Here is a 19,938-nt window from a genome sequence, read left to right on the forward strand (position 1 = left end):
GAGCTGACTGATACTAATCGATCGAGGACTTAACCACAATTTGAAATGGTATTCTCGGATACAGTTACTTCTTCTGGATTATCTAGTTTTGAGAGAACGAACTTTTAATTTTCTCTTGAAATAATCCTAAAAGACATTATAATAGAATATGTCTTGAACTTGTCTGGTGGCGATAGCGAGAAGGTCACACCCGTTCCCATCCCGAACACGGAAGTTAAGCTTCTCAGCGCCGATGGTAGTTGGGGGTCTCCCCCTGTGAGAGTAGGACGCCGCCGGGCGATTATTTTAAATTATTATTCCGCAGTAGCTCAGTGGTAGAGCAACGAGCAAAGCTGCTGGATTGGGCTCCGAGTTGTACCCATCGAGCTGCTACTTGCTTAAGCTTACTGAGATGGGGACATTCGAAGCAAAACAATGTTTAGGGTTGTATATTATTATTCCGCAGTAGCTCAGTGGTAGAGCATTCGGCTGTTAACCGAACGGTCGCAGGTTCGAATCCTGCCTGCGGAGCCAAACGGAGAGCTGTCCGAGTGGCCGAAGGAGCACGATTGGAAATCGTGTAGGCGGTTAATCACTGTCTCAAGGGTTCAAATCCCTTGCTCTCCGCCATATTTAATTATATGGCCCGTTGGTCAAGCGGTTAAGACACCGCCCTTTCACGGCGGTAACACGGGTTCGAATCCCGTACGGGTCACCATTTTTCGTGGATACATAGCTGGAGGATTAGCTCAGCTGGGAGAGCATCTGCCTTACAAGCAGAGGGTCGGCGGTTCGATCCCGTCATCCTCCACCATATCAGTTAAGTTTTCATGTTTTTTATCGTCGCGGGGTGGAGCAACGAGCGTTACTTCACAGAATGAACTGCGAGTTGTACCGATCGAGCTGCTACTTGGTTCAGCATCCTGAGATCGGGACAGTTCTTATGGTATCAATGAGCATAGGAAAAACTTAATAATTTCTATTGTCGCGGGGTGGAGCAGTTCGGTAGCTCGTCGGGCTCATAACCCGAAGGTCGCAGGTTCAAATCCTGCCCCCGCAATCTGGTCCCGTGGTGTAGCGGTTAACATGCCTGCCTGTCACGCAGGAGATCGCCGGTTCGATCCCGGTCGGGACCGCCATTTTTTTATAACAGTTATAAATTGGCTCAGTAGCTCAGTCGGTAGAGCAGGTTGCTCTCATCATTGATTGGCTCCTGCGGCAACCTGCGAGAAAGATCGTGAGATCTTTTGAGCAAAGGACTTACTTGAATTAAAATTTAGGAAATATTTGCAATTATGGCTCAGTAGCTCAGTCGGTAGAGCAGGTTGCTCTCATCATTGATTGGCTCCTGTGGCAACCTGCGAGAAAGATCGTGAGATCTTTTGAGCAAAGGACTTACTTGAATTAAAATTTAGGAAATATTTGCAATTATGGCTCAGTAGCTCAGTCGGTAGAGCAGGTTGCTCTCATCATTGTTGGCTCCTGCGGCAACCTGCGAGAAAGATCGTGAGATCTTTTGAGCAAAGGACTTACTTGAATTAAAATTTAGGAAATATTTGCAATTATGGCTCAGTAGCTCAGTCGGTAGAGCAAAGGACTGAAAATCCTTGTGTCGGCGGTTCGATTCCGTCCTGAGCCACCATTTTCTTTCAACCTCATATTAATACAAAGCCGGTGTAGCTCAATTGGTAGAGCAACTGACTTGTAATCAGTAGGTTGGGGGTTCAAGTCCTCTTGCCGGCACCATTTATGGTTAGTTTTTCAGATTGACCCGAAAAATGATCGGTGATATAATTAATTTTCTTGATGGAGGGGTAGCGAAGTGGCTAAACGCGGCGGACTGTAAATCCGCTCCCTCAGGGTTCGGCGGTTCGAATCCGTCCCCCTCCACCATTTGATATATAGGGGTATAGTTTAAAGGTAGAACAGAGGTCTCCAAAACCTCCAGTGTGGGTTCGATTCCTACTACCCCTGCCAAATAACTATAATGGCGATTGTGGCGAAGTGGTTAACGCATCGGATTGTGGTTCCGACATTCGTGGGTTCGATTCCCATCAGTCGCCCCATGATGTTAAATTAGTATCAATTATCTTATCCATCTTAACGGTGACAATTATTTTCAAAAAAGCTGCCTAATATGTTATGGCGATTGTGGCGAAGTGGTTAACGCATCGGATTGTGGTTCCGACATTCGTGGGTTCAATTCCCATCAGTCGCCCCATAAATATACAATGTTAATTAATGGGCTATAGCCAAGCGGTAAGGCAACGGACTTTGACTCCGTCATGCGTTGGTTCGAATCCAGCTAGCCCAGCCATTTTGCGGAAGTAGTTCAGTGGTAGAATACAACCTTGCCAAGGTTGGGGTCGCGGGTTCGAATCCCGTCTTCCGCTCCATTAGTTTTTTGGCGGCATAGCCAAGTGGTAAGGCAGAGGTCTGCAAAACCTTTACCACCGGTTCGAATCCGGTTGCCGCCTCCATTTACTTAGAAAATGGACAAGCAGGATTACGATTTGCCGGGGTGGCGGAACTGGCAGACGCACAGGACTTAAAATCCTGCGGTAGGTGACTACCGTACCGGTTCGATTCCGGTCCTCGGCATCACCCATAATTTAATACGCCGGTGTGGCGGAATTGGCAGACGCGCACGACTCAAAATCGTGTTCCTTCTGGAGTGTCGGTTCGACCCCGACCACCGGTACCATATTTATTTAACAGGGAAACCTGTTTTTATTTTTAAAAATAATTATACTTCACCTATGTGCGGGTGTAGTTTAGTGGTAAAACCTCAGCCTTCCAAGCTGATGATGTGGGTTCGATTCCCATCACCCGCTCCATACATACCCTATCGCAACGCAGTGTTTCGTCTCTTAAAGAACGAAGCATTGCGTTTTTTCTTTTTCACTGATAAAAAAAGATAAGCTCCGGTACAGTAAATATCCGTGCAATAAAAATAGGATGCAGTTCAGCATCCTATTACCTCATATTTTGCAGTTCCTCCATGTAATTGAAGAAACATATTCATTGCGGCTTCTGTTAGCTTCACCTGGTTTTCCTTATCAAGGGACGGACGCAGGTAAATGATTTGGACAGCACTTGTTGTCTCAGGGCCAACCGCTGTTCTGGTGGAATCGACAAACGGGCTGCCGAAGGGACCGTTTTGATCGGCAGAGATAATGAGATTCGCAAGAGAATTGCTTCTGCCATTTAAGCCGAAATATTCTTCACCTTTACCGCCAAGCCGGATTGAAATATCCCCCGATAAAAGGTTGCGATCATAAATACCGATCGGTACCTGGTACTCGAGTGAACAAAAGTTATTCAGATCAATAGCACTATTAACAGAGTTTATATAGTTTTGCTTTTTGATTCGCCGGTAAAGTGCCTCCGCAGAGGGGCGATAACGGTTTGGATCGATACCAGTCTTCTTAAAGATCTGCCTCCACTCCTGAATGCCTTCAAGATCGGTAACATTTTTGTTTTCTAAATCGAAAAATATCGATTCTTGAAAAAGCTGGAACCTGCCTTTTAGCATTTGCGGGGATTCTCCGACTACAATGCCATGATACTGAATGACACCAACATTAAAGCTGGGGATAATCGCTGCTATATCAGGTGACATGACTATTTCCATGCTTTTCACCTCCATATTCGTTTGAAAATAGTCTATCATATAAACCGTTGATCGTTATAATAAAGGCTTTTATTCCTGCCATATAGGAACTCATGAAAGAAAGTAGGGCCGATCATAAAAGAGTGTCCAGCAGATCAAGAATCAGCTAAGACGTATCGAGAGTTTGATGCAAGGAAAGAAATATCCCCGACAAACGGATGATCTCGATCTTCAAAGTGTTAAAGACAAAAAATTGAATATTTAGGGTTTACATATTGATGGGAAAGACATATTATAAAAACAGACACATTCGTCTTTTTTATAATATGCACTAATTTTCCCAAATTGAGAGGTTGTTTTTTATGCGAAAGGGCGAACGAACGAAAAAAATGATTATTGAAAAAGCGGCTAACCTCTTTAATCAAAGGGGGTACGTAGCCTCAACTATGGTTGATGTTATGAATGCGACAGGACTGGAAAGAGGCGGTTTATACAATCACTTTAGCAGTAAGGATGAGCTTGCAAACGAGGCATTTCTTTATGCGGCTGAAACTATAGGTTCGAAGTATCGAGAGGCTTTGTGGACAGAGAATCACATCGTCGAACGCTTGCACGGGTTCCTTCACATATTCAGCCGTCTATATGAAGATACTCCTATTCCAGGTGGCTGTCCGATAATGAATGTTGCCATAGAAACAGATGCGGTAAATCCGGTATTGAAAGATTATGCTAATCAAGCCATGCTACAACTTCATGAATCAATTGGAAGAGTGGTTATGCAGGGAATTGAATACGGAGAAGTAAGTTCTCAGGTAAATCCAGAAGAGGTTGCCACCGTTTTGCTTTCCTCGTTAGAAGGCGCCCTGATGTTAAGTCGTCTACACAAGGATAAAAAATTTTTGAATCAAACGATCGATCATCTTCAAGATTACATTCGTAAACGGGTTGTCAAGGAAACGGCTTAAACTGCCGATTTCTTTTACCATAAAAACAGACATGTGTGTCTGAAAATAAAGGGAGGAAAGCAATTGTGTGGAATCGTTTTGTGGCCATGGGTGACAGTGTGACGGAGGGGATTGGAGATGAAGTAGAGGGAATTCCTTGTTTAAGTTGGGCATACCACTTTGCAAAAGAGTGGCAAGAACGCTGCCCAGAGTTAATCTATACCAATATCGCCATCAGGGGACAAACTACGGCCGAAATCCGGAGGACACAGCTGGGAAAGTGCATGGCTTTAAGGCCTGATCTTGTATCCTTGATGGCAGGCGGTAATGATGTATTGCAAGGGAGATGGAATGCTTCCGCATTTGAACAGGAGTTTGGAGAGATGCTGTCTACTTTATTACAGACAGGCGTTACCATTATTTCTTCCACAGTTCCGGACTTTCCAAAACTTCGTACGCTTCCGACTTCACAGGCAGGGCAAATTCGCAGTCAGTTGACAGAGCTCAATCAGTTGATTCGTGAAAAATGTGTCGAATTTGGTGTTCCCTACGCTGAATTATGGCACGCCCCTTTTACGTTGAATTTAGAAACGTGGAGCCGGGATGGAATTCACCCAAACTCGGTCGGATATATGGCATTAGCAGGTGCAATGAACGACGTCCTGCTGCAAATAAAAAATACGCCGAATGGTCCACTGGGAGGAATATCAAAGTGAAGATTGGTCGCGGTTCCCAAAGGCATCTGGAAACCATGTGGCCAAGGACATGGTTGCCTGGCATGTGAAGGACGGTTTGTGGATCGGCATCGATACGGCAAACGACAGTTCCTGATAACCGTGCAGGAAGAAACAGCTAAACAAGAACCGGCAAGGATCTAAACAAAAACACAGAGGAGCTGTGAACATATGGCGCTTCTGTGTTTTTGATATTTGTACTTTAAAAATAGCAGGAATTAAATCAATAACAACGGATTTTAACAGATCAAAGTCGAAATTACCTATATTCTGTTAGTAACCTTTCCTGTTTGAATAAGAGCAAGGAGATTAGTGGATGAATGTAACCGAGGAGCAACAGTGGTTCCAGGTTCTGTCTGGAAAAGCCGAACTAACATGGCAGTTTTGGAGTGAATCAATTGACGCCAACTTTAAAGCCGGGGATAATGCTGCTATATCAGACGATATGAATATTTCCATGCTTTTCACCTCCACATTTCCTTGAAAATAGTTTATCATATAAACCGTTGATCTTTATAATAAAGGCTTTATGCCTGCCATATAGGAACTCATGAAAGAAAGGAGGGTCGAAAATGAATAGTATCGAGCTGAAGCAGGATATCATTGCCTACAGTAAAACAATCGGTATTGATAAAATTGGTTTCACGTCAACAAATACATTCAGTGAGATGAAAAGCCGGCTGTTGCGCCAGCAGGAGCTGAACTACCAATCAGGCTTTGAAGAGCCGGATATTGAAAAGAGAACGGATCCATCGCTTTTGCTTGATAAATCACAGTCGATTATCGCTATCGCTTTAGCTTACCCTTCGAAAATGAAAGAGCAGGTTTTGAGCAAAAAAGGCGAGCGACGGGGAATTTTTTGCCGGGCGTCATGGGGAACCGATTACCATATGATTTTGCGCGACCGCCTGAAAAAACTTGAAGAATATATTTTGTCGAAAGTACCTGAAGCCAAACTTAAGTCAATGGTTGATACAGGGGAATTAGTCGATAGAGCCGTTGCGCAAAGAGCGGGAATCGGCTGGAGCGGGAAAAACTGTTCAATCATTACTCCAGAATTTGGCTCGTATGTGTATCTCGGAGAAATGATCACGAATATTCCGTTTGAACCTGATACTCCAATGGAGGACCAATGCGGAAGCTGCAATAAATGTGTTGAGGTCTGTCCTACAGGTGCGCTGATACAAGGCGGTCAGTTAAATGCACAAAGGTGCATCGCTTTTCTAACGCAAACTAAAGGTTTTCTGCCCGATGAATTTCGTGATAAGCTAGGCAATCGGCTGTATGGCTGCGATACTTGCCAAACGGTTTGTCCTGTAAACAAAGGTAAGGATTTTCATTTCCACTCTGAAATGGAACCTGACCCGGAAATAGCAAAGCCATTATTAAAACCGTTGCTTCGGATTGGAAATCGCGAATTTAAAGAGAAATACAGTAAAATATCCGGTTCATGGAGAGGCAAAAAACCAATCCAGAGAAACGCGCTGATCGCCCTTGCCCATTATAAAGATGAAACTGCAATTCCCGACATCATTGAAGTTCTTAAAAATGACGCTAGGCCTGTCATCAGGGGGACGGCGGCCTGGTCGTTGGGGAAAATTGGCGGAAACGAAGCAAGAGAGGCCCTTCAACATGCTGTTCAAACAGAAAAAGACGAGGAAGTTATCAAAGAAATTGAAAAAGGACTAACTTTTTATGTTCACTAACAGGAATGGACTCCCATTCCTGTTTTTTTTGGTTTGATTGCGCTGTTTCTTCATATGTATGTATATGAGAGGAGTGTTTCCAATGCGCGAACAGCTGCAGGCTCTTTTAGGAAGACGGGTTAACCAATATATATCACACACGCGAAGCGATAAAGATTTACCACAGAAAATAGAAATTAAAAAAGATTGTTTGTCGAAAAGATCGGCTGAAATTGTGAAGGCAGCAGCAAGGGGAAAAATCACGGATAAGCAAGAGGAAGATGATCACACTACCCTTTTGTATGAAGTACATTTTCAATTTTTAATTCGCCAAAAGGGAATGCTTTATATGGAGGAAGAAATCGAAAAACGAGAGGCCGATTTTTATAAAGGGGTCTTAATTGAAGATAAAGAGATCTCCATATATGCTCATGAAAACCTGGCAGAAGTTTTTCCGGATGACCCAATTCGGGAAATGCAAAGGACGAAGAATGAGTTCTATTATGATCGCTTAAAAGCGGTCCAATATGCGGAAAGATGGTGGAATGATTACAATCCAGCCTTTAAAAAGTTTGAAGTGGATTGCACCAACTATATTTCCCAGTGCCTGCATGCCGGAGGGGCGCCAATGAGAGGTTACCCGAACAGGAGTAATGGCTGGTGGATGAGAAATAATAATTGGAGTTATAGCTGGTCAGTTGCCAATTCACTGCGCTGGTATTTGCCGGGATCAAAAACAGGCTTGCGCGGAAGAGAAGTCAGCAGCGCTGATAAACTATTGCTTGGGGACGTGATTTGCTACGATTTTCAGGGTGATGGCCGTTTTGACCATAATACAATCGTTACCGGCAAGGATGCATTTGAAATGCCCCTTGTTAATGCCCATACACATAATAGCAGGATGCGTTACTGGGCATATGAGGATTCAACTGCCTATACTCCAAATATTAAATACAAGTTTATAACAATAGTTCATGATGAGTGAACATTCTTGTCTGAGCAACCAAGAGTGGTATAATAGCCTTTAGAGTTTATTATTGAGGTGAAAAAAGTGGGTTTGCATGTCGTACTATACCAGCCGGAAATCCCAGCCAATACAGGCAATATAGCGAGAACTTGTGCTGCAACAGATACAATTTTACACTTAATCAGGCCACTCGGATTTTCAACAGATGATAAAATGCTGCGCCGGGCAGGTTTGGATTATTGGGAATTTGTAAAGGTTGTTTACTACGAATCGTTAGACGAATTTTATGAAAAAAATAGTGGCGGTGAATTTTTTTATTTAACAAAGTTTGGAACGGAGCCGCATTCATCATTTGATTACAGCGACGCTGACAAGGATTACTATTTTATTTTTGGAAAAGAGACAACCGGGCTTCCTAAAAATATCATTGAGGCGAATAAAGAAAGAAGCTTGCGCATTCCAATGAATGAGAATGTCCGCTCATTAAATTTGTCCAATACAGCTGCGATTTTAATTTATGAAGCATTAAGGCAGCAGGATTATCCGGCTTTAAGATAAATGGCATGGACCTAACCGCTCAAGGTCCTTTTCAGATGATACATAAAGGTGGGACAGGCTTATGAATCCAACAATTGAGACGATCTTAAACCATCGTTCAATCAGGAGTTTTGAAGATAAACCGTTAACTGACGAGCAGATCGACACGATTATCGCTTGTGCACAAGCAGCTGCTACTTCAAGCTTTATCCAGGCATATTCGATCATTGGCATCACCGACCGAGACAAGAAACAGAAGCTTTCAGAGCTTGCCGGCAAGCAAAGCTACGTGGTGCAGAACGGCCACTTCTTAGTGTTTTGTGCAGATTTATACCGCCATCAATTGATCGGTGAAATCGAAGGGAAAGATGTCATTCCCGCTATTGAGAGCACGGAAAAATTTATGGTTGCTTTGATCGATGCATCTTTAGCGGCGCAAAATGTTGCGATTGCCGCTGAGTCAATGGGATTAGGCATCTGTTATATCGGGGGAATCAGGAATAATCTTGAGGAAGTATCAAAGCTTTTAAAAACCCCTGAGCGCGTTATTCCGCTATTCGGCCTTGCTATAGGTGTTCCGATGCAGGAGCCTGGCCAGAAACCGAGGCTGCCGCGCAGTCAGGTGTACCATCTCAACGAATATCAGCAAGATAAAAACCGCTATCTCGAAGGTCTAGAGGAGTATAACGAGACGATTTCTGCTTATTATGAACAGAGAACCGGCGGACGAAGAAACGACACATGGACAGGCCAAATAGCAGGGATGCTTGAGAACCAATCGCGAATGTACATGAAGGAATATGTCCAAAAATCAAAACTCGATTTGCGTTAATAGAAAAAGCTGCTGAGCTTTCAGCAGCTTTTTACACTTTGTAACCCTAATTTATTTCTTATTAATCCCCGGCTTATCATTGTAACCAGCTGTGAAAATTGCCGCGAGGAATGCCACAACTACACCTAAAACTATAATTGTACCCATTTATGTAAGCCTCCCTTTTTTACATAATTCTTCTTGAAGAATCCATATAACTTTATTATATCTCAAGTCTTCACCACTGTGAATGAAAAGTGTGGATAAAATTTTTTCAAAAAAAGGACAAGGATAACTGCGATGGGTTTGAGCATGTTCACTTGTCCAAGCGCATAAGGTATATTAATCGTCTCTGAATATGTGACAGGGGGAGGTCCATATGGATATTTTAAAAAAGATCGAAATATTTCGTGAAGAGGAAGAGAAATTGAAATGGGAAGGAACATTTGGAGAATACCTGCAATTAATTAAAGAGAAGCCACTGGTTGCCCAGTCTGCCCATTCACGGGTTTTTAATATGATAAAGGATGCCGGTATCGAGGAGGTCAGGGGGCATAAACGTTATAAGTTCTTCTGCAATCAGCTATTCGGACTTGAAGAAGCTTTGGAAAGGCTTGTTGAGGAATATTTTCATCCGGCAGCTAAACGTCTTGATGTCAGAAAGAGAATTCTGTTGTTGATGGGTCCTGTCAGCGGAGGGAAATCGACACTCGTGACGATTCTAAAACGTGGTTTAGAAGCCTATTCACATACAGATAGAGGCTCTATTTTTGCGATCAAAGGCTGCCCGATGCACGAAGATCCGCTCCATTTAATTCCGCATCTTCTTCGCAATGATTTTTTCGAAGAGTACGGGATAAGAATAGAAGGAAACTTATCACCTTTAAATATGATGCGACTTGAAAAAGAGTATGGCGGAAGAATCGAGGATGTATTGGTGGAGCGAATTTTCTTTTCGGAGGATAAGCGGGTTGGGATTGGGACATTCAGCCCTTCTGATCCGAAGTCACAGGATATTGCTGACTTGACCGGCAGCATCGATTTTTCGACAATTGCCGAGTACGGCTCGGAATCAGACCCGCGTGCTTATCGCTTTGACGGGGAGCTAAACAAGGCGAACCGGGGCATGATGGAATTCCAGGAGATGCTCAAATGCGATGAAAAATTTCTCTGGCATTTACTTTCGCTCACACAGGAAGGCAACTTTAAAGCCGGTCGTTTCGCGCTTATTTCCGCTGATGAGCTCATAGTAGCTCACACGAACGAAACGGAATACCGCTCGTTTATTTCCAATAAAAAGAATGAGGCACTACACTCGCGGATTATCGTGATGCCGATTCCTTACAATTTGAAAGTGACAGAGGAAGAAAAAATTTATGAGAAAATGATTCGTGAAAGTGATGTTGCAGATGTTCACATCGCTCCGCATACGTTAAAGGTTGCTGCGATGTTTACGATATTAACCCGCTTAAAGGAGCCGAAAAAGGGCGATATTGATTTAGTGAAAAAGATGCGCCTTTATGATGGAGAAAATGTTGAGGGCTATAATTCGGCCGATGTCGAGGAGCTGAAAAAGGAGTACCAGGATGAAGGGATGAGCGGGATTGATCCCCGTTATGTGATTAACCGGATTTCGTCGACGATTATCCGGAAAGAGGTGCCATCGATCAATGCTCTTGATGTGCTCCGCTCGCTTAAAGAAGGGCTAGACCAGCATCCGTCGATTACGGCTGAGTTGCGGGAACGTTACCTGAATTATATTTCCCTGGCGCGCAAAGAATACGATGAGATTGCGAAGAAGGAAGTTCAAAAGGCGTTTGTTTACTCTTATGAGGAATCAGCGAAAACGTTAATGGATAACTATCTCGATAACGTCGAAGCTTATTGCAATAAATCAAAATTAAGAGATCCATTAACCGGGGAAGAGATCAGCCCGGATGAAAAATTAATGCGTTCAATCGAAGAGCAAATTGGCATATCTGAAAATGCCAAAAAGGCGTTTAGAGAGGAAATTCTGATTCGGATTTCAGCATATGCAAGAAAAGGAAAACGATTCGATTACAACTCCCACGACCGTCTGCGTGAGGCGATCCAGAAAAAGCTTTTCGCAGATTTAAAGGATGTTGTCAAAATTACGACTTCTACGAAAACGCCGGATGAGCAACAGCTCAAGAAGGTAAACGAAGTCGTTGCACGCCTAATTGACGAGCATGGCTATAATTCCTCTTCTGCAAATGAACTGTTGAGGTATGTGGGCAGCCTTTTAAACCGGTAAATCAGTGTCTACATGCTCCAATTTGATTCTTTCTGTGAGGTTTATTTTTCGGCTAATTGGGTAAATATTTAGCAGAGGTGATCCAGATGGAAAAGAATGGAATGGATAAAGATATTACACCTATGAATGGCTCAATGGCCCCAAATATGGAAGAAATGAAAAACCTCGGTAAGCAGATGGAGAATCTTCGCACGAACCAGGAATTGAAGCAGGACGATAAGATGCCGGATCCGATTCAATACGATACGAATAAATAGACATGTGAAATAAGAGAGTGAAACCCTGTTCTAAATTAATTGACAGGGTTTTTTTCTTTACGAACAAGCCTCTTTTTAGAAGAATGGTTTGATAACACTAAGAATTGAAAAAAAACGGGCGAAACAAGGTTGTCCATTTTAATAGCGCGGGAACCCATTGTCAAAATTATTTGTAAATTATTTGGCCTTTCTGCATAGGATAGAGTAATCAACGTTTCTATTTGTAAAGCAACACTCTATTGTATGTTTTACCATGTAATAAGTGCTTGGATTAGGAAAAAAATAGGAGGGGTGAAAAATGACCGATTCAAATAAGCATCAGTTTGTAATTTCCAAAGAAGATTGGTCCCTCCACCGCAAAGGCCACGATGATCAACAGCGGCATCAGGAAAAGGTGCAGGATGCAATTCGAAATAACCTGCCTGACCTGATTACAGAAGAAAGCATCATTATGTCTAACGGTCGCGAAGTAGTTAAAATTCCTATCCGTTCCCTCGATGAATATAAAATCCGTTATAACTATGATAAGAATAAGCATGTAGGCCAGGGGGCCGGCGACAGCCAGATCGGTGATGTAGTGGCCAGAGATGGATCACAGGGTCAGAAGGGACCAGGCAAAGGCCAGGGGGCAGGAGACCAGCCGGGCGAAGATTATTTTGAAGCAGAAGTAACGATGATGGAGCTGGAAGCAGCATTATTCAAGCAATTAGAGCTCCCGAACTTAAAAAGAAAAGAGCAAGACGAGCATTTGGTTGAGAACATTGAATTTAATGACATTCGCAAAACTGGATTGATGGGTAACATCGATAAAAAGCGGACAATGATGACGGCGTTCAAACGCAATGCAATGAAAGGCAAGCCCGCTTTCCATCCGATCTACAAGGAAGACTTAAAATTTAAAACATGGAATGAAGTGATTAAACCGGAATCAAAGGCGGTCGTAATCGCGATGATGGACACGAGCGGCTCGATGGGGATCTGGGAAAAGTATATGGCACGGAGCTTCTTCTTCTGGATGACCCGATTTTTAAGAACAAAATATGAAACCGTCGATATTGAATTTATCGCCCATCATACGGAAGCAAAAGTCGTCTCTGAAGAAGACTTTTTTTCAAAAGGAGAAAGCGGCGGCACGATCTGCTCATCCGCCTACCGGAAAGCATTGGAGATTATCGAAGTCAAATACAACCCGCGCCGCTTTAATATTTATCCATTCCACTTCTCCGACGGTGATAACTTAACCTCGGACAATGCGAGATGCGTCAAGCTTGTTGAAGAATTAATGAATGTCTCCAATATGTTTGGTTACGGAGAAGTCAATCAATACAATCGCCACTCAACCCTCATGTCCGCGTATAAAAACATCAAAAATGAAAAATACCGCTATTACATCCTCAAGCAAAAAGCCGACGTGTTCCATGCGATGAAGAGTTTTTTCAAAAATGAAGATAGTAAGATGTACGCATAAAAGGAGGGGAGAACCCTCTTTTTTTTGTTTATCAATCTTCTTTTTGGGGTTCCATAGTGAGCTCATCTAGTTCCTGCTGTGACGACATTTCGAAAATCGCAATGCCTCCTAAAGGCTTACTTGCAAAATGCTCGTGGTAAATAATTTTTCCTAATCGTTGATTTTTAATCCAATGATTTAATGCGTAATTTGCCTGTTTTGCATTGAGATGATTTGCAGCAATTCCATAAACTAAATAACATCTTTTGCTCTTAAACTTCATATTTCATCACACTCCTCTAAAGCTATTATGCAATGAGAAATGGTATAATGTTTTACATATAATGCTCACTCAAGAAGCAATTTTTGATATAGGGGAGATAGGGATGGGTTTCTTTCTTAAACTGTCAAATATTAAATTTTTGCAGTTTAGTGGGGCAAATTGGCATGACATTCCACATTCACATGAGGATGTCTATCAGATTTCTATTCCGATGAGTGGAAAGCTCATTGCTAATTTAAACAATCATGAATATATATTGAAAAATGGAGAATCAATCATCGCTAATCCTTTATCCATTCACGGGCATCAGTTTTCCAAAGAAACCAGTTCAATGTTTATTATTGGGCTTAACAAGGCTCAATTTAACGAGTGGATACGCGACAATTATGGGACTTGCGATGAAGTTGAACTTAATGAACAACAAATTATTATTCCAAATGAATTACGAAGGAATTTGAAGCAGTGGGTTAATAATCTTTTACTCGAGCAACGCACGAATCTGTTGGAATCAGAAGTCGAACAAAATGCCTTTCATTATTTTTCAAACATATTAAAGGGCAGCCATAATTCCACCGTTAACCGTTTAGTCTCCGCAGATATATATTTAAATCATGTTTTAGAATACATCCATTCCCATTACAATGAGAATATAAGAATAGAAACGCTTGCAGAGTTGGCTCATCAAAGCAAATTTCATTTCATCCGATCTTTTAAAAAGCAGATAAGCTACACCCCATATCAATATGTATTATCTTTGCGGATAGAACAGGGGAAAGAAATGCTGCGAAATTCTAATAAAACAATTACAGAGATCAGTTATGAGCTAGGATTCAGCAGTCCAAGCCAGTTCCATCGGAATTTTGTTATTTGGGTTGGCTGCACCCCAAAGCAATTTAGAGATTAGCAAAAACTTGTAGCTTTATAAATATGAACCACGTGTTCTATTTCGCATTCTTTTCAAAAGAAACAAAGATATTAGTGATGATTTTAGAAATGACTGCAACGATTGCATAACCAAGGAACAGGTGAAAATAGTTTGCACCCCTGTTTAATTCAAACAGATCCAATGATACTAATAACGGCTTAAAGACAAAGGCTAATACAGCACAGAGGGCAAGAATGTATAAGTAATAATTTTTCTTATGTTTGAGAGTCCATTGATACACGAGCATGTAGGCTACCGGTACTAAAGCTACATCTAGAGCAAAGCCTGTCGGCAGGATTGGAAAAACTTTATACGGGTAAAACCAATAGGCTCTCTCACCTCCAATGATATCAATATAGGTGAACCAAACATGTACATTAAAACCATAGAATCCAATGAGGAGCGCCTTTCTTTTGTCGATAAAAAAATAGAGCACAATTAAAGGGATGAGAAGAAAGCTAAGATTGGTCCAAAATTGCCATGTCCCAAAATTAGAATATGTATTCCAGTACTCAATCCATTTATTTGATAATTCGAGCTGCGTATTTTCAAGATCTTCAATAAAAGACTTTTGGTTAGCAGTCATGTTGTTCTACTTCCTGTTAAAATCTAGTTTATCATTCCAAAAGTCTATTTGTTTTATACATTTACAGGCATACATGCGGCGTTAAATTCGTTTACGGTGCCGTGAAACGAAAGGGTTGTCTGTTTCCCAAAACCTCCATGGATAATCTCTTGCCTCACCAGAATTATCAATGCCTATTCTTTTCCCTTGTGATATTCCGGCAGGCTGGATACCGGTGCAAATATACAAAGGTGGTTCACAAACTGAGCGTCCGTAATCTGCCATTGAAATACCCATCGCTTTTGTCAGCTTGCCGGGCCCGTTTGTCAGGTTTTTTAAATCGGTTATGCCCCGTCTTTTTTTCATTAATTCAATGCCGCTAAAAGGCTCAATGGCTCGAATCAAAACGGCTTCAGGCTTATCTTTTGGCCCGCTGACAATGTTGACCAGACAATGGGTATGCATGACATATGTATAAATATGCCCAGGCTCTGCAAACATAATTTCGGTTCTCGCTGTTCTGCGGTTGTTATAACTATGGGCCGCCTGATCTTCCGGCCCGGTGTATGCTTCGGTCTCAATAATAAAGCCGGAGGTAACTCCTTCGTCTGTCTCCTTTACGAGCAGGCAGCCTAACAACGACTTGGCAAGATCAAGGGTTGGTTGTTTAAAAAAATCTATCGTTAAAGGCACTGCTTTTAGGCTGGACTCGTTCGTTAATTCCCCATTAAGAATCTTCTTCATATACAAACCTCCTCGTCTCATGAGCATTCTGCATCCAACCTCTATACTCGATAAAGAGTGACATGTACCATGATTTTTTGTTACATTTTTAATATACCTATGAAATATGTATGGAGAGTGGAGTAAGTGAATAAACGAATCGGCTTTATTGGCTGTGGAAAAATGGCTCAGGCAATGATTCAAGGAATCCTTAATTCCCAATTGCTGCCTGCTGAAAATATTTATGCTAGTTCAGCTTCAGAAGAAACGATCACTTTAGTGAGAGAAAAATTTGGAATCTTTACATGTTTGGATAATCGGCAAATTGCACGTGCTGCGGATGTGCTTATTCTTGCAGTGAAACCGGATGTGCATAAGAGTGTGATCAAGCAAATTAAGGATTCTGTTAGTGAACATACGATTATTATAACCATAGCGGCTGGAATCACATTGCAGTATATCGAAGAATCGTTTGGTGAACATGTTAAAGCGATCAGGACCATGCCCAATACTCCATCTTTAGTGGGAGAAGGAATGACCGCAATTGCAGCAAATAGAAACGTCCTTGATGAAGAATTGAGGGATATGCTGTCGATTTTTGCAAGCTTTGGCCGGATTGAACTGATTGAAGAGAAATTAATGAATGCGATCCCGGCGATTAGCGGTTCTTCGCCTGCATATGTCTACATGTTGATTGAAGCGCTGGCTGATGGGGGAGTTATGCAAGGGATCCCAAGGAAACAGGCCTATCAATTTGCAGCCCAGGCTGTAATGGGAGCGGCTAAAATGGTGTTGGAAACAGGGATGCATCCTGGTGTGCTCAAGGATGACGTATGTACTCCCGGCGGTGCGACGATCCAGGCAATTGCCACTCTTGAAAAAGAACGATTTCGTTCAGCAGTAATTTCCGCGATGGAAAGCTGTACAAAAAGGACAGAAGAGTTAGCGCACAAATAAGTATTGTACTAGTTCGGATACTTACATAATCGTGATAAACCATTATAATATCATGTATGAGTATTAAAGAATTGCTTTATGAAATTCACTCATAAAAAAGTGTTTAATTAGCTTGCTGCACATTTGGGAAACGAGGCATGATGCCCGTTAAGGAGAATTATGAATATGTGGAAAAAATGGGTATTTGCTTCAGTTATTATTATCGGTATTTTTTTTCTTATTCCGTACAGTCTTCCGATTATCTTTGCCTTTTTAACCGCCTGTTTGTTAGAGGGTTCTGTTAGCTGGCTGGTGAAAAAATGGAATTTCTCCCGGCTTCAAGCGGTAATATCTGTCTTCACAGGTTATGTACTGGCTATGTCGGTGCTGGGTTATTATTTAATTTTACTCATTGTCCAGCAAACGATCACCCTTTCAGAAAAGACGCCGACTTTTGTAAAAGATCTTTATACGACAGCGATCCGCCCTCTGATCAGAAGATGGGAATTTTATTCCAAGGATTTGCCGGTAGATGTAATGAAGTCAATAGAAGTGGCAATTGAAAACACTATTACCTCGATCGACGTTTTTTTACAGGGACTTATGCAAAACATCGTTAACCTGGTAACGGCTGTTCCCGGCTTTCTAATTGAATTCTTAATCTATTTAATTGCTCTGTTTTTAATCAGCCTTGAGCTTCCCCGCTTAAAAGCAAGTCTGGAGGCGCACTTAAAGGAGCAAACAAAGCGGAAGGTTTATTTAGTAGCGAACCAGTTAAATAAGGCAGGGATCGGCTTTTTAAAAGCCCAGGTTATTTTAAGCATACTGACGTTTATCATGGCATTCGTAGGCTTATCGATTCTGGGAGCTCCGTATACAGCACTGCTCTCATTGTTGATCGTGATTGTTGATATTTTGCCGATTCTGGGAACAGGATCGGTTCTTGTTCCATGGGCAGTGTTCGCAATCCTGCAAAACAATACTTTCCTTGGAATCGGATTGATCATTTTGTTTATTGTCATAACGGTTGTCAGGAGAATCATTGAACCTAAGGTTTATTCGACGAGCCTTGGTATATCTCCTCTCGCCGCTCTTGTAAGTTTATATATCGGCTTCAAACTGATCGGACTTTTAGGGATTATTATAGGCCCTGCGATCGTGATCATCTATGATACATTGAAAAAAGCCAATATTATTAAAGTGAACTTTAAAGTATGATCCATGCAGGGCATATTGTTGACGCTATCGTTGTTTAAAGAATATAGCTGTGAACACAGAAGCATCCTGGATACCAATTTCAGGTGCTTCTGTTTATTTATAAATCAATGAATTTTATAAAGCAATTTTTTTAAGTGAAAAACGAGACAGTTACTTAAAGTTAAGATAGTATTATTCGTTTCTATGGATACTGCTGTATATGTAGACAATTTCATTTGTTTTTCGGTTTAGCTTATTACATTGTGAAATTGACTCAATCAATGAATTTCATAAAGCAATTCTTTAAGTGAAAAACGAACAGTTACTTAAAGTTAAGATAGTATTATTCGTTTCCTACGGCATACTCCTTTATATGTAGACAACTTTATTCGTTTTTCGGTTTAGGCTTATTACATCGTGAAATTCACGCAAGTCATTGTCCAAATGAAATAAATTCATAAATTCATAATAAACATAGGTAATGATCCATTTTCTATCCTCACGATTACATGGAGGTGAGGTTTTTGTGTTAATTCCGACTTGACTGATTGGAATAAATTGTTTTATATTAAACCAGTATTAATAACTTAATAGGGAGGTAGTATTTTATGAATACTGCTTTTGTAGTGATCAATGTTGTTATTATGCTTATCATTATTGTTGGGTTGTACTACATGCAGAAAAAACATGTTTCGTTTTCTAAACGGGTCTTTGCTGCGTTAGGCTTAGGAATTGTTTTTGGCTTTGCATTGCAGTTTATTTATGGGCCGGCTTCTGAAGTTGTAACAGCAACAGCAGACTGGTTCAATTTAGTTGGAAATGGTTATGTGAAGTTTCTGCAAATGATTGTAATGCCACTTGTGTTTATTTCGATTTTGGCTGCATTTACGAAGCTTAAACTTACGAACAATATCGGCAAAATCAGTACATTGATTCTCGGCATTCTCATCGGAACGACTGCTGTTGCTGCAACGGTTGGTATTGTGACTGCGATTGGCTTTGATTTAGAAGCCGTTCAAATTGAACAGGGTGACGCGGAAACCGCCCGGGCTGAACAGCTTGAGCAAACCTACGGGGAAATTGCTGACAAAACCTTGCCACAGCAAATACTTGAATTATTACCTGGAAATCCGTTTTTGGATTTCACGGGTGCACGTCCAACATCGACAATCTCTGTTGTGATTTTTGCAGCATTCCTTGGTATTGCTTACCTGGGTGTCAGGCGTAAAACCCCGGAGCATGCTGAATTGTTTGCAAAAATTGTTGATTCGGTTTATGCAATCGTCATGCGTGTCGTCACGTTAATACTGCGCTTAACACCATACGGCGTTCTTGCGATCATGACTAGAACCGTAGCAACAAGTGACGTTGCTGCAATTGTCAATCTCGGAAAATTCGTCGGCGCTTCTTACGTTGCACTAATCGTGATGTTCATTATCCACCTGCTCTTACTGATTATTGCAGGACTGAATCCAGTTACGTATGTGAAAAAGGCATTCCCTGTATTGACATTCGCATTTACGTCCAGGACAAGTGCCGGTGCGTTGCCGCTTAACATTAAGACGCAAAAATCATTGGGTGTTCCAGAAGCCATTGCCAATTTCTCCGGATCATTTGGCTTAACGATTGGCCAGAACGGCTGTGCCGGAATTTATCCTGCCATGCTTGCAATCATGATTGCGCCAACAGTTGGAATCAATCCGCTTAGCCCGTCATTCATTATTTCGGTCATTGCCATTGTGGCGATTAGCTCTTTCGGTGTTGCAGGTGTCGGGGGAGGAGCAACATTTGCTGCACTTCTTGTTCTTTCAGCATTGAACTTGCCAATCGGTTTAGCAGGACTTTTGATATCCGTAGAGCCGCTTATTGACATGGGCCGAACAGCTGTGAATGTTAGCGGTGCAATGACTTCAGGTGTGTTGACAAGCCGGATTACCGGGGAAATTGACACAACTGCGTACAATGACATAAATGAAAGAATTGAAGCTGAAGCTTAGCAGCTTCTCGGCAGGTGCCTGGCACCTGCCGTTTCTTTTTGGCAAGCAAATTGCCCTGTTAAA

The 19,938-nt window shown here is 41.8% G+C and carries 18 protein-coding genes, 18 tRNA genes and 1 rRNA gene; 33 read left to right on the plus strand and 4 right to left on the minus strand.

What is annotated here, in order from left to right:
- The first annotated feature begins 162 nt into the window (after positions 1–162).
- The 19 genes from rrf to CVD23_RS20105 all read left to right on the plus strand — a co-directional run bounded on the left by rrf (position 163) and on the right by CVD23_RS20105 (position 2,816).
- Positions 163–278, plus strand: a 5S ribosomal RNA gene (gene rrf / locus CVD23_RS20015).
- Positions 279–438: 160 nt separating this feature from the next.
- Positions 439–513, plus strand: a tRNA-Asn gene (locus tag CVD23_RS20020).
- 3 nt (positions 514–516) lie between these two features.
- A tRNA-Ser gene (locus tag CVD23_RS20025) sits at positions 517–609 on the plus strand.
- A 13-nt stretch (positions 610–622) separates the two neighbouring features.
- Positions 623–697 (plus strand) — tRNA-Glu (locus CVD23_RS20030).
- A 20-nt stretch (positions 698–717) separates the two neighbouring features.
- Positions 718–793 (plus strand) — tRNA-Val (locus CVD23_RS20035).
- A gap of 172 nt (positions 794–965) precedes the next feature.
- Positions 966–1,039 (plus strand) — tRNA-Met (locus tag CVD23_RS20040).
- Positions 1,040–1,042: 3 nt separating this feature from the next.
- Positions 1,043–1,118, plus strand: a tRNA-Asp gene (locus CVD23_RS20045).
- Positions 1,119–1,545: 427 nt separating this feature from the next.
- Positions 1,546–1,621, plus strand: a tRNA-Phe gene (locus tag CVD23_RS20050).
- A 28-nt stretch (positions 1,622–1,649) separates the two neighbouring features.
- A tRNA-Thr gene (locus tag CVD23_RS20055) sits at positions 1,650–1,725 on the plus strand.
- Positions 1,726–1,787: 62 nt separating this feature from the next.
- Positions 1,788–1,872 (plus strand) — tRNA-Tyr (locus CVD23_RS20060).
- A gap of 10 nt (positions 1,873–1,882) precedes the next feature.
- A tRNA-Trp gene (locus tag CVD23_RS20065) sits at positions 1,883–1,956 on the plus strand.
- 13 nt (positions 1,957–1,969) lie between these two features.
- A tRNA-His gene (locus CVD23_RS20070) sits at positions 1,970–2,045 on the plus strand.
- 79 nt (positions 2,046–2,124) lie between these two features.
- A tRNA-His gene (locus CVD23_RS20075) sits at positions 2,125–2,200 on the plus strand.
- A gap of 21 nt (positions 2,201–2,221) precedes the next feature.
- A tRNA-Gln gene (locus tag CVD23_RS20080) sits at positions 2,222–2,296 on the plus strand.
- A gap of 4 nt (positions 2,297–2,300) precedes the next feature.
- A tRNA-Gly gene (locus CVD23_RS20085) sits at positions 2,301–2,375 on the plus strand.
- 10 nt (positions 2,376–2,385) lie between these two features.
- Positions 2,386–2,459, plus strand: a tRNA-Cys gene (locus CVD23_RS20090).
- A 35-nt stretch (positions 2,460–2,494) separates the two neighbouring features.
- A tRNA-Leu gene (locus tag CVD23_RS20095) sits at positions 2,495–2,580 on the plus strand.
- An 18-nt stretch (positions 2,581–2,598) separates the two neighbouring features.
- Positions 2,599–2,683: transfer RNA gene (locus CVD23_RS20100), tRNA-Leu, on the plus strand.
- 59 nt (positions 2,684–2,742) lie between these two features.
- Positions 2,743–2,816 (plus strand) — tRNA-Gly (locus CVD23_RS20105).
- A 128-nt stretch (positions 2,817–2,944) separates the two neighbouring features.
- Here the strand turns inward: CVD23_RS20105 and CVD23_RS20110 are convergent.
- Positions 2,945–3,613, minus strand: coding sequence for a B3/B4 domain-containing protein (locus tag CVD23_RS20110; RefSeq protein ID WP_101579506.1), 669 nt, complete (start codon positions 3,611–3,613; stop codon positions 2,945–2,947).
- A 341-nt stretch (positions 3,614–3,954) separates the two neighbouring features.
- On the opposite strand from CVD23_RS20110, the gene CVD23_RS20115 reads away from it, so the two are divergent.
- The 10 genes from CVD23_RS20115 to yhbH all read left to right on the plus strand — a co-directional run bounded on the left by CVD23_RS20115 (position 3,955) and on the right by yhbH (position 13,270).
- Positions 3,955–4,557, plus strand: a complete 603-nt coding sequence (locus CVD23_RS20115) for a TetR/AcrR family transcriptional regulator (protein ID WP_101579505.1) — start codon at positions 3,955–3,957, stop codon at positions 4,555–4,557.
- A gap of 65 nt (positions 4,558–4,622) precedes the next feature.
- Entirely contained in the window at positions 4,623–5,252 is a 630-nt protein-coding gene (locus tag CVD23_RS20120; protein ID WP_101579504.1) for an SGNH/GDSL hydrolase family protein, read from the plus strand.
- A 334-nt stretch (positions 5,253–5,586) separates the two neighbouring features.
- Positions 5,587–5,754, plus strand: a complete 168-nt coding sequence (locus CVD23_RS22115) for a hypothetical protein (protein WP_180955739.1) — start codon at positions 5,587–5,589, stop codon at positions 5,752–5,754.
- Positions 5,755–5,842: 88 nt separating this feature from the next.
- Positions 5,843–6,976: a tRNA epoxyqueuosine(34) reductase QueG gene (queG, locus tag CVD23_RS20125; protein WP_101579503.1), complete on the plus strand. Its 1,134-nt coding sequence runs from the start codon at positions 5,843–5,845 to the stop codon at positions 6,974–6,976.
- Between the two features lie 82 nt (positions 6,977–7,058).
- Entirely contained in the window at positions 7,059–7,940 is an 882-nt protein-coding gene (locus CVD23_RS20130; RefSeq protein ID WP_101579502.1) for an amidase domain-containing protein, read from the plus strand.
- 66 nt (positions 7,941–8,006) lie between these two features.
- Positions 8,007–8,480, plus strand: a complete 474-nt coding sequence (gene trmL / locus CVD23_RS20135) for a tRNA (uridine(34)/cytosine(34)/5-carboxymethylaminomethyluridine(34)-2'-O)-methyltransferase TrmL (RefSeq protein WP_101579501.1) — start codon at positions 8,007–8,009, stop codon at positions 8,478–8,480.
- Positions 8,481–8,541: 61 nt separating this feature from the next.
- Positions 8,542–9,291: an oxygen-insensitive NADPH nitroreductase gene (nfsA, locus tag CVD23_RS20140; protein ID WP_101579500.1), complete on the plus strand. Its 750-nt coding sequence runs from the start codon at positions 8,542–8,544 to the stop codon at positions 9,289–9,291.
- A gap of 358 nt (positions 9,292–9,649) precedes the next feature.
- Complete coding sequence (locus tag CVD23_RS20145; RefSeq protein ID WP_101666988.1) at positions 9,650–11,545, plus strand: PrkA family serine protein kinase; 1,896 nt, start codon at positions 9,650–9,652, stop codon at positions 11,543–11,545.
- 86 nt (positions 11,546–11,631) lie between these two features.
- Positions 11,632–11,802, plus strand: a complete 171-nt coding sequence (locus tag CVD23_RS22120; RefSeq protein WP_180955740.1) for a hypothetical protein — start codon at positions 11,632–11,634, stop codon at positions 11,800–11,802.
- 298 nt (positions 11,803–12,100) lie between these two features.
- Complete coding sequence (gene yhbH / locus CVD23_RS20150) at positions 12,101–13,270, plus strand: sporulation protein YhbH (protein ID WP_101579498.1); 1,170 nt, start codon at positions 12,101–12,103, stop codon at positions 13,268–13,270.
- 31 nt (positions 13,271–13,301) lie between these two features.
- Here yhbH and CVD23_RS20155 read toward each other — a convergent pair whose 3' ends face one another.
- Complete coding sequence (locus CVD23_RS20155; RefSeq protein WP_101666989.1) at positions 13,302–13,532, minus strand: hypothetical protein; 231 nt, start codon at positions 13,530–13,532, stop codon at positions 13,302–13,304.
- 103 nt (positions 13,533–13,635) lie between these two features.
- On the opposite strand from CVD23_RS20155, the gene CVD23_RS20160 reads away from it, so the two are divergent.
- On the plus strand, positions 13,636–14,436 hold the full coding sequence (locus tag CVD23_RS20160) for an AraC family transcriptional regulator (protein WP_180955741.1): 801 nt from the start codon (positions 13,636–13,638) through the stop codon (positions 14,434–14,436).
- Between the two features lie 37 nt (positions 14,437–14,473).
- On the opposite strand, the gene CVD23_RS20165 is transcribed toward CVD23_RS20160, so the two are convergent.
- Both CVD23_RS20165 and CVD23_RS20170 read right to left on the minus strand, forming a co-directional pair.
- On the minus strand, positions 14,474–15,043 hold the full coding sequence (locus CVD23_RS20165; RefSeq protein WP_101579495.1) for a CBO0543 family protein: 570 nt from the start codon (positions 15,041–15,043) through the stop codon (positions 14,474–14,476).
- Positions 15,044–15,124: 81 nt separating this feature from the next.
- On the minus strand, positions 15,125–15,766 hold the full coding sequence (locus CVD23_RS20170; RefSeq protein ID WP_101579494.1) for a DNA-3-methyladenine glycosylase: 642 nt from the start codon (positions 15,764–15,766) through the stop codon (positions 15,125–15,127).
- A 126-nt stretch (positions 15,767–15,892) separates the two neighbouring features.
- Between CVD23_RS20170 and proC the strand changes: the two genes are divergently transcribed.
- The 3 genes from proC (at position 15,893) to CVD23_RS20185 (ending at position 19,875) form a co-directional block, all read left to right on the plus strand.
- Positions 15,893–16,702 (plus strand): pyrroline-5-carboxylate reductase, encoded by an 810-nt coding sequence (gene proC, locus CVD23_RS20175; RefSeq protein ID WP_101666990.1) that lies wholly within the window; start codon positions 15,893–15,895, stop codon positions 16,700–16,702.
- A 165-nt stretch (positions 16,703–16,867) separates the two neighbouring features.
- Positions 16,868–17,899: a sporulation integral membrane protein YtvI gene (gene ytvI, locus CVD23_RS20180; protein WP_101579492.1), complete on the plus strand. Its 1,032-nt coding sequence runs from the start codon at positions 16,868–16,870 to the stop codon at positions 17,897–17,899.
- Positions 17,900–18,486: 587 nt separating this feature from the next.
- Positions 18,487–19,875, plus strand: coding sequence for an L-cystine transporter (locus CVD23_RS20185; protein WP_101666991.1), 1,389 nt, complete (start codon positions 18,487–18,489; stop codon positions 19,873–19,875).
- The last annotated feature ends 63 nt before the right edge of the window (positions 19,876–19,938 follow it).

The sequence above is a fragment of the Bacillus sp. V33-4 genome (genome assembly GCF_002860225.1).
Taxonomy (GTDB): domain Bacteria; phylum Bacillota; class Bacilli; order Bacillales; family Cytobacillaceae; genus Bacillus_BJ; species Bacillus_BJ canaveralius.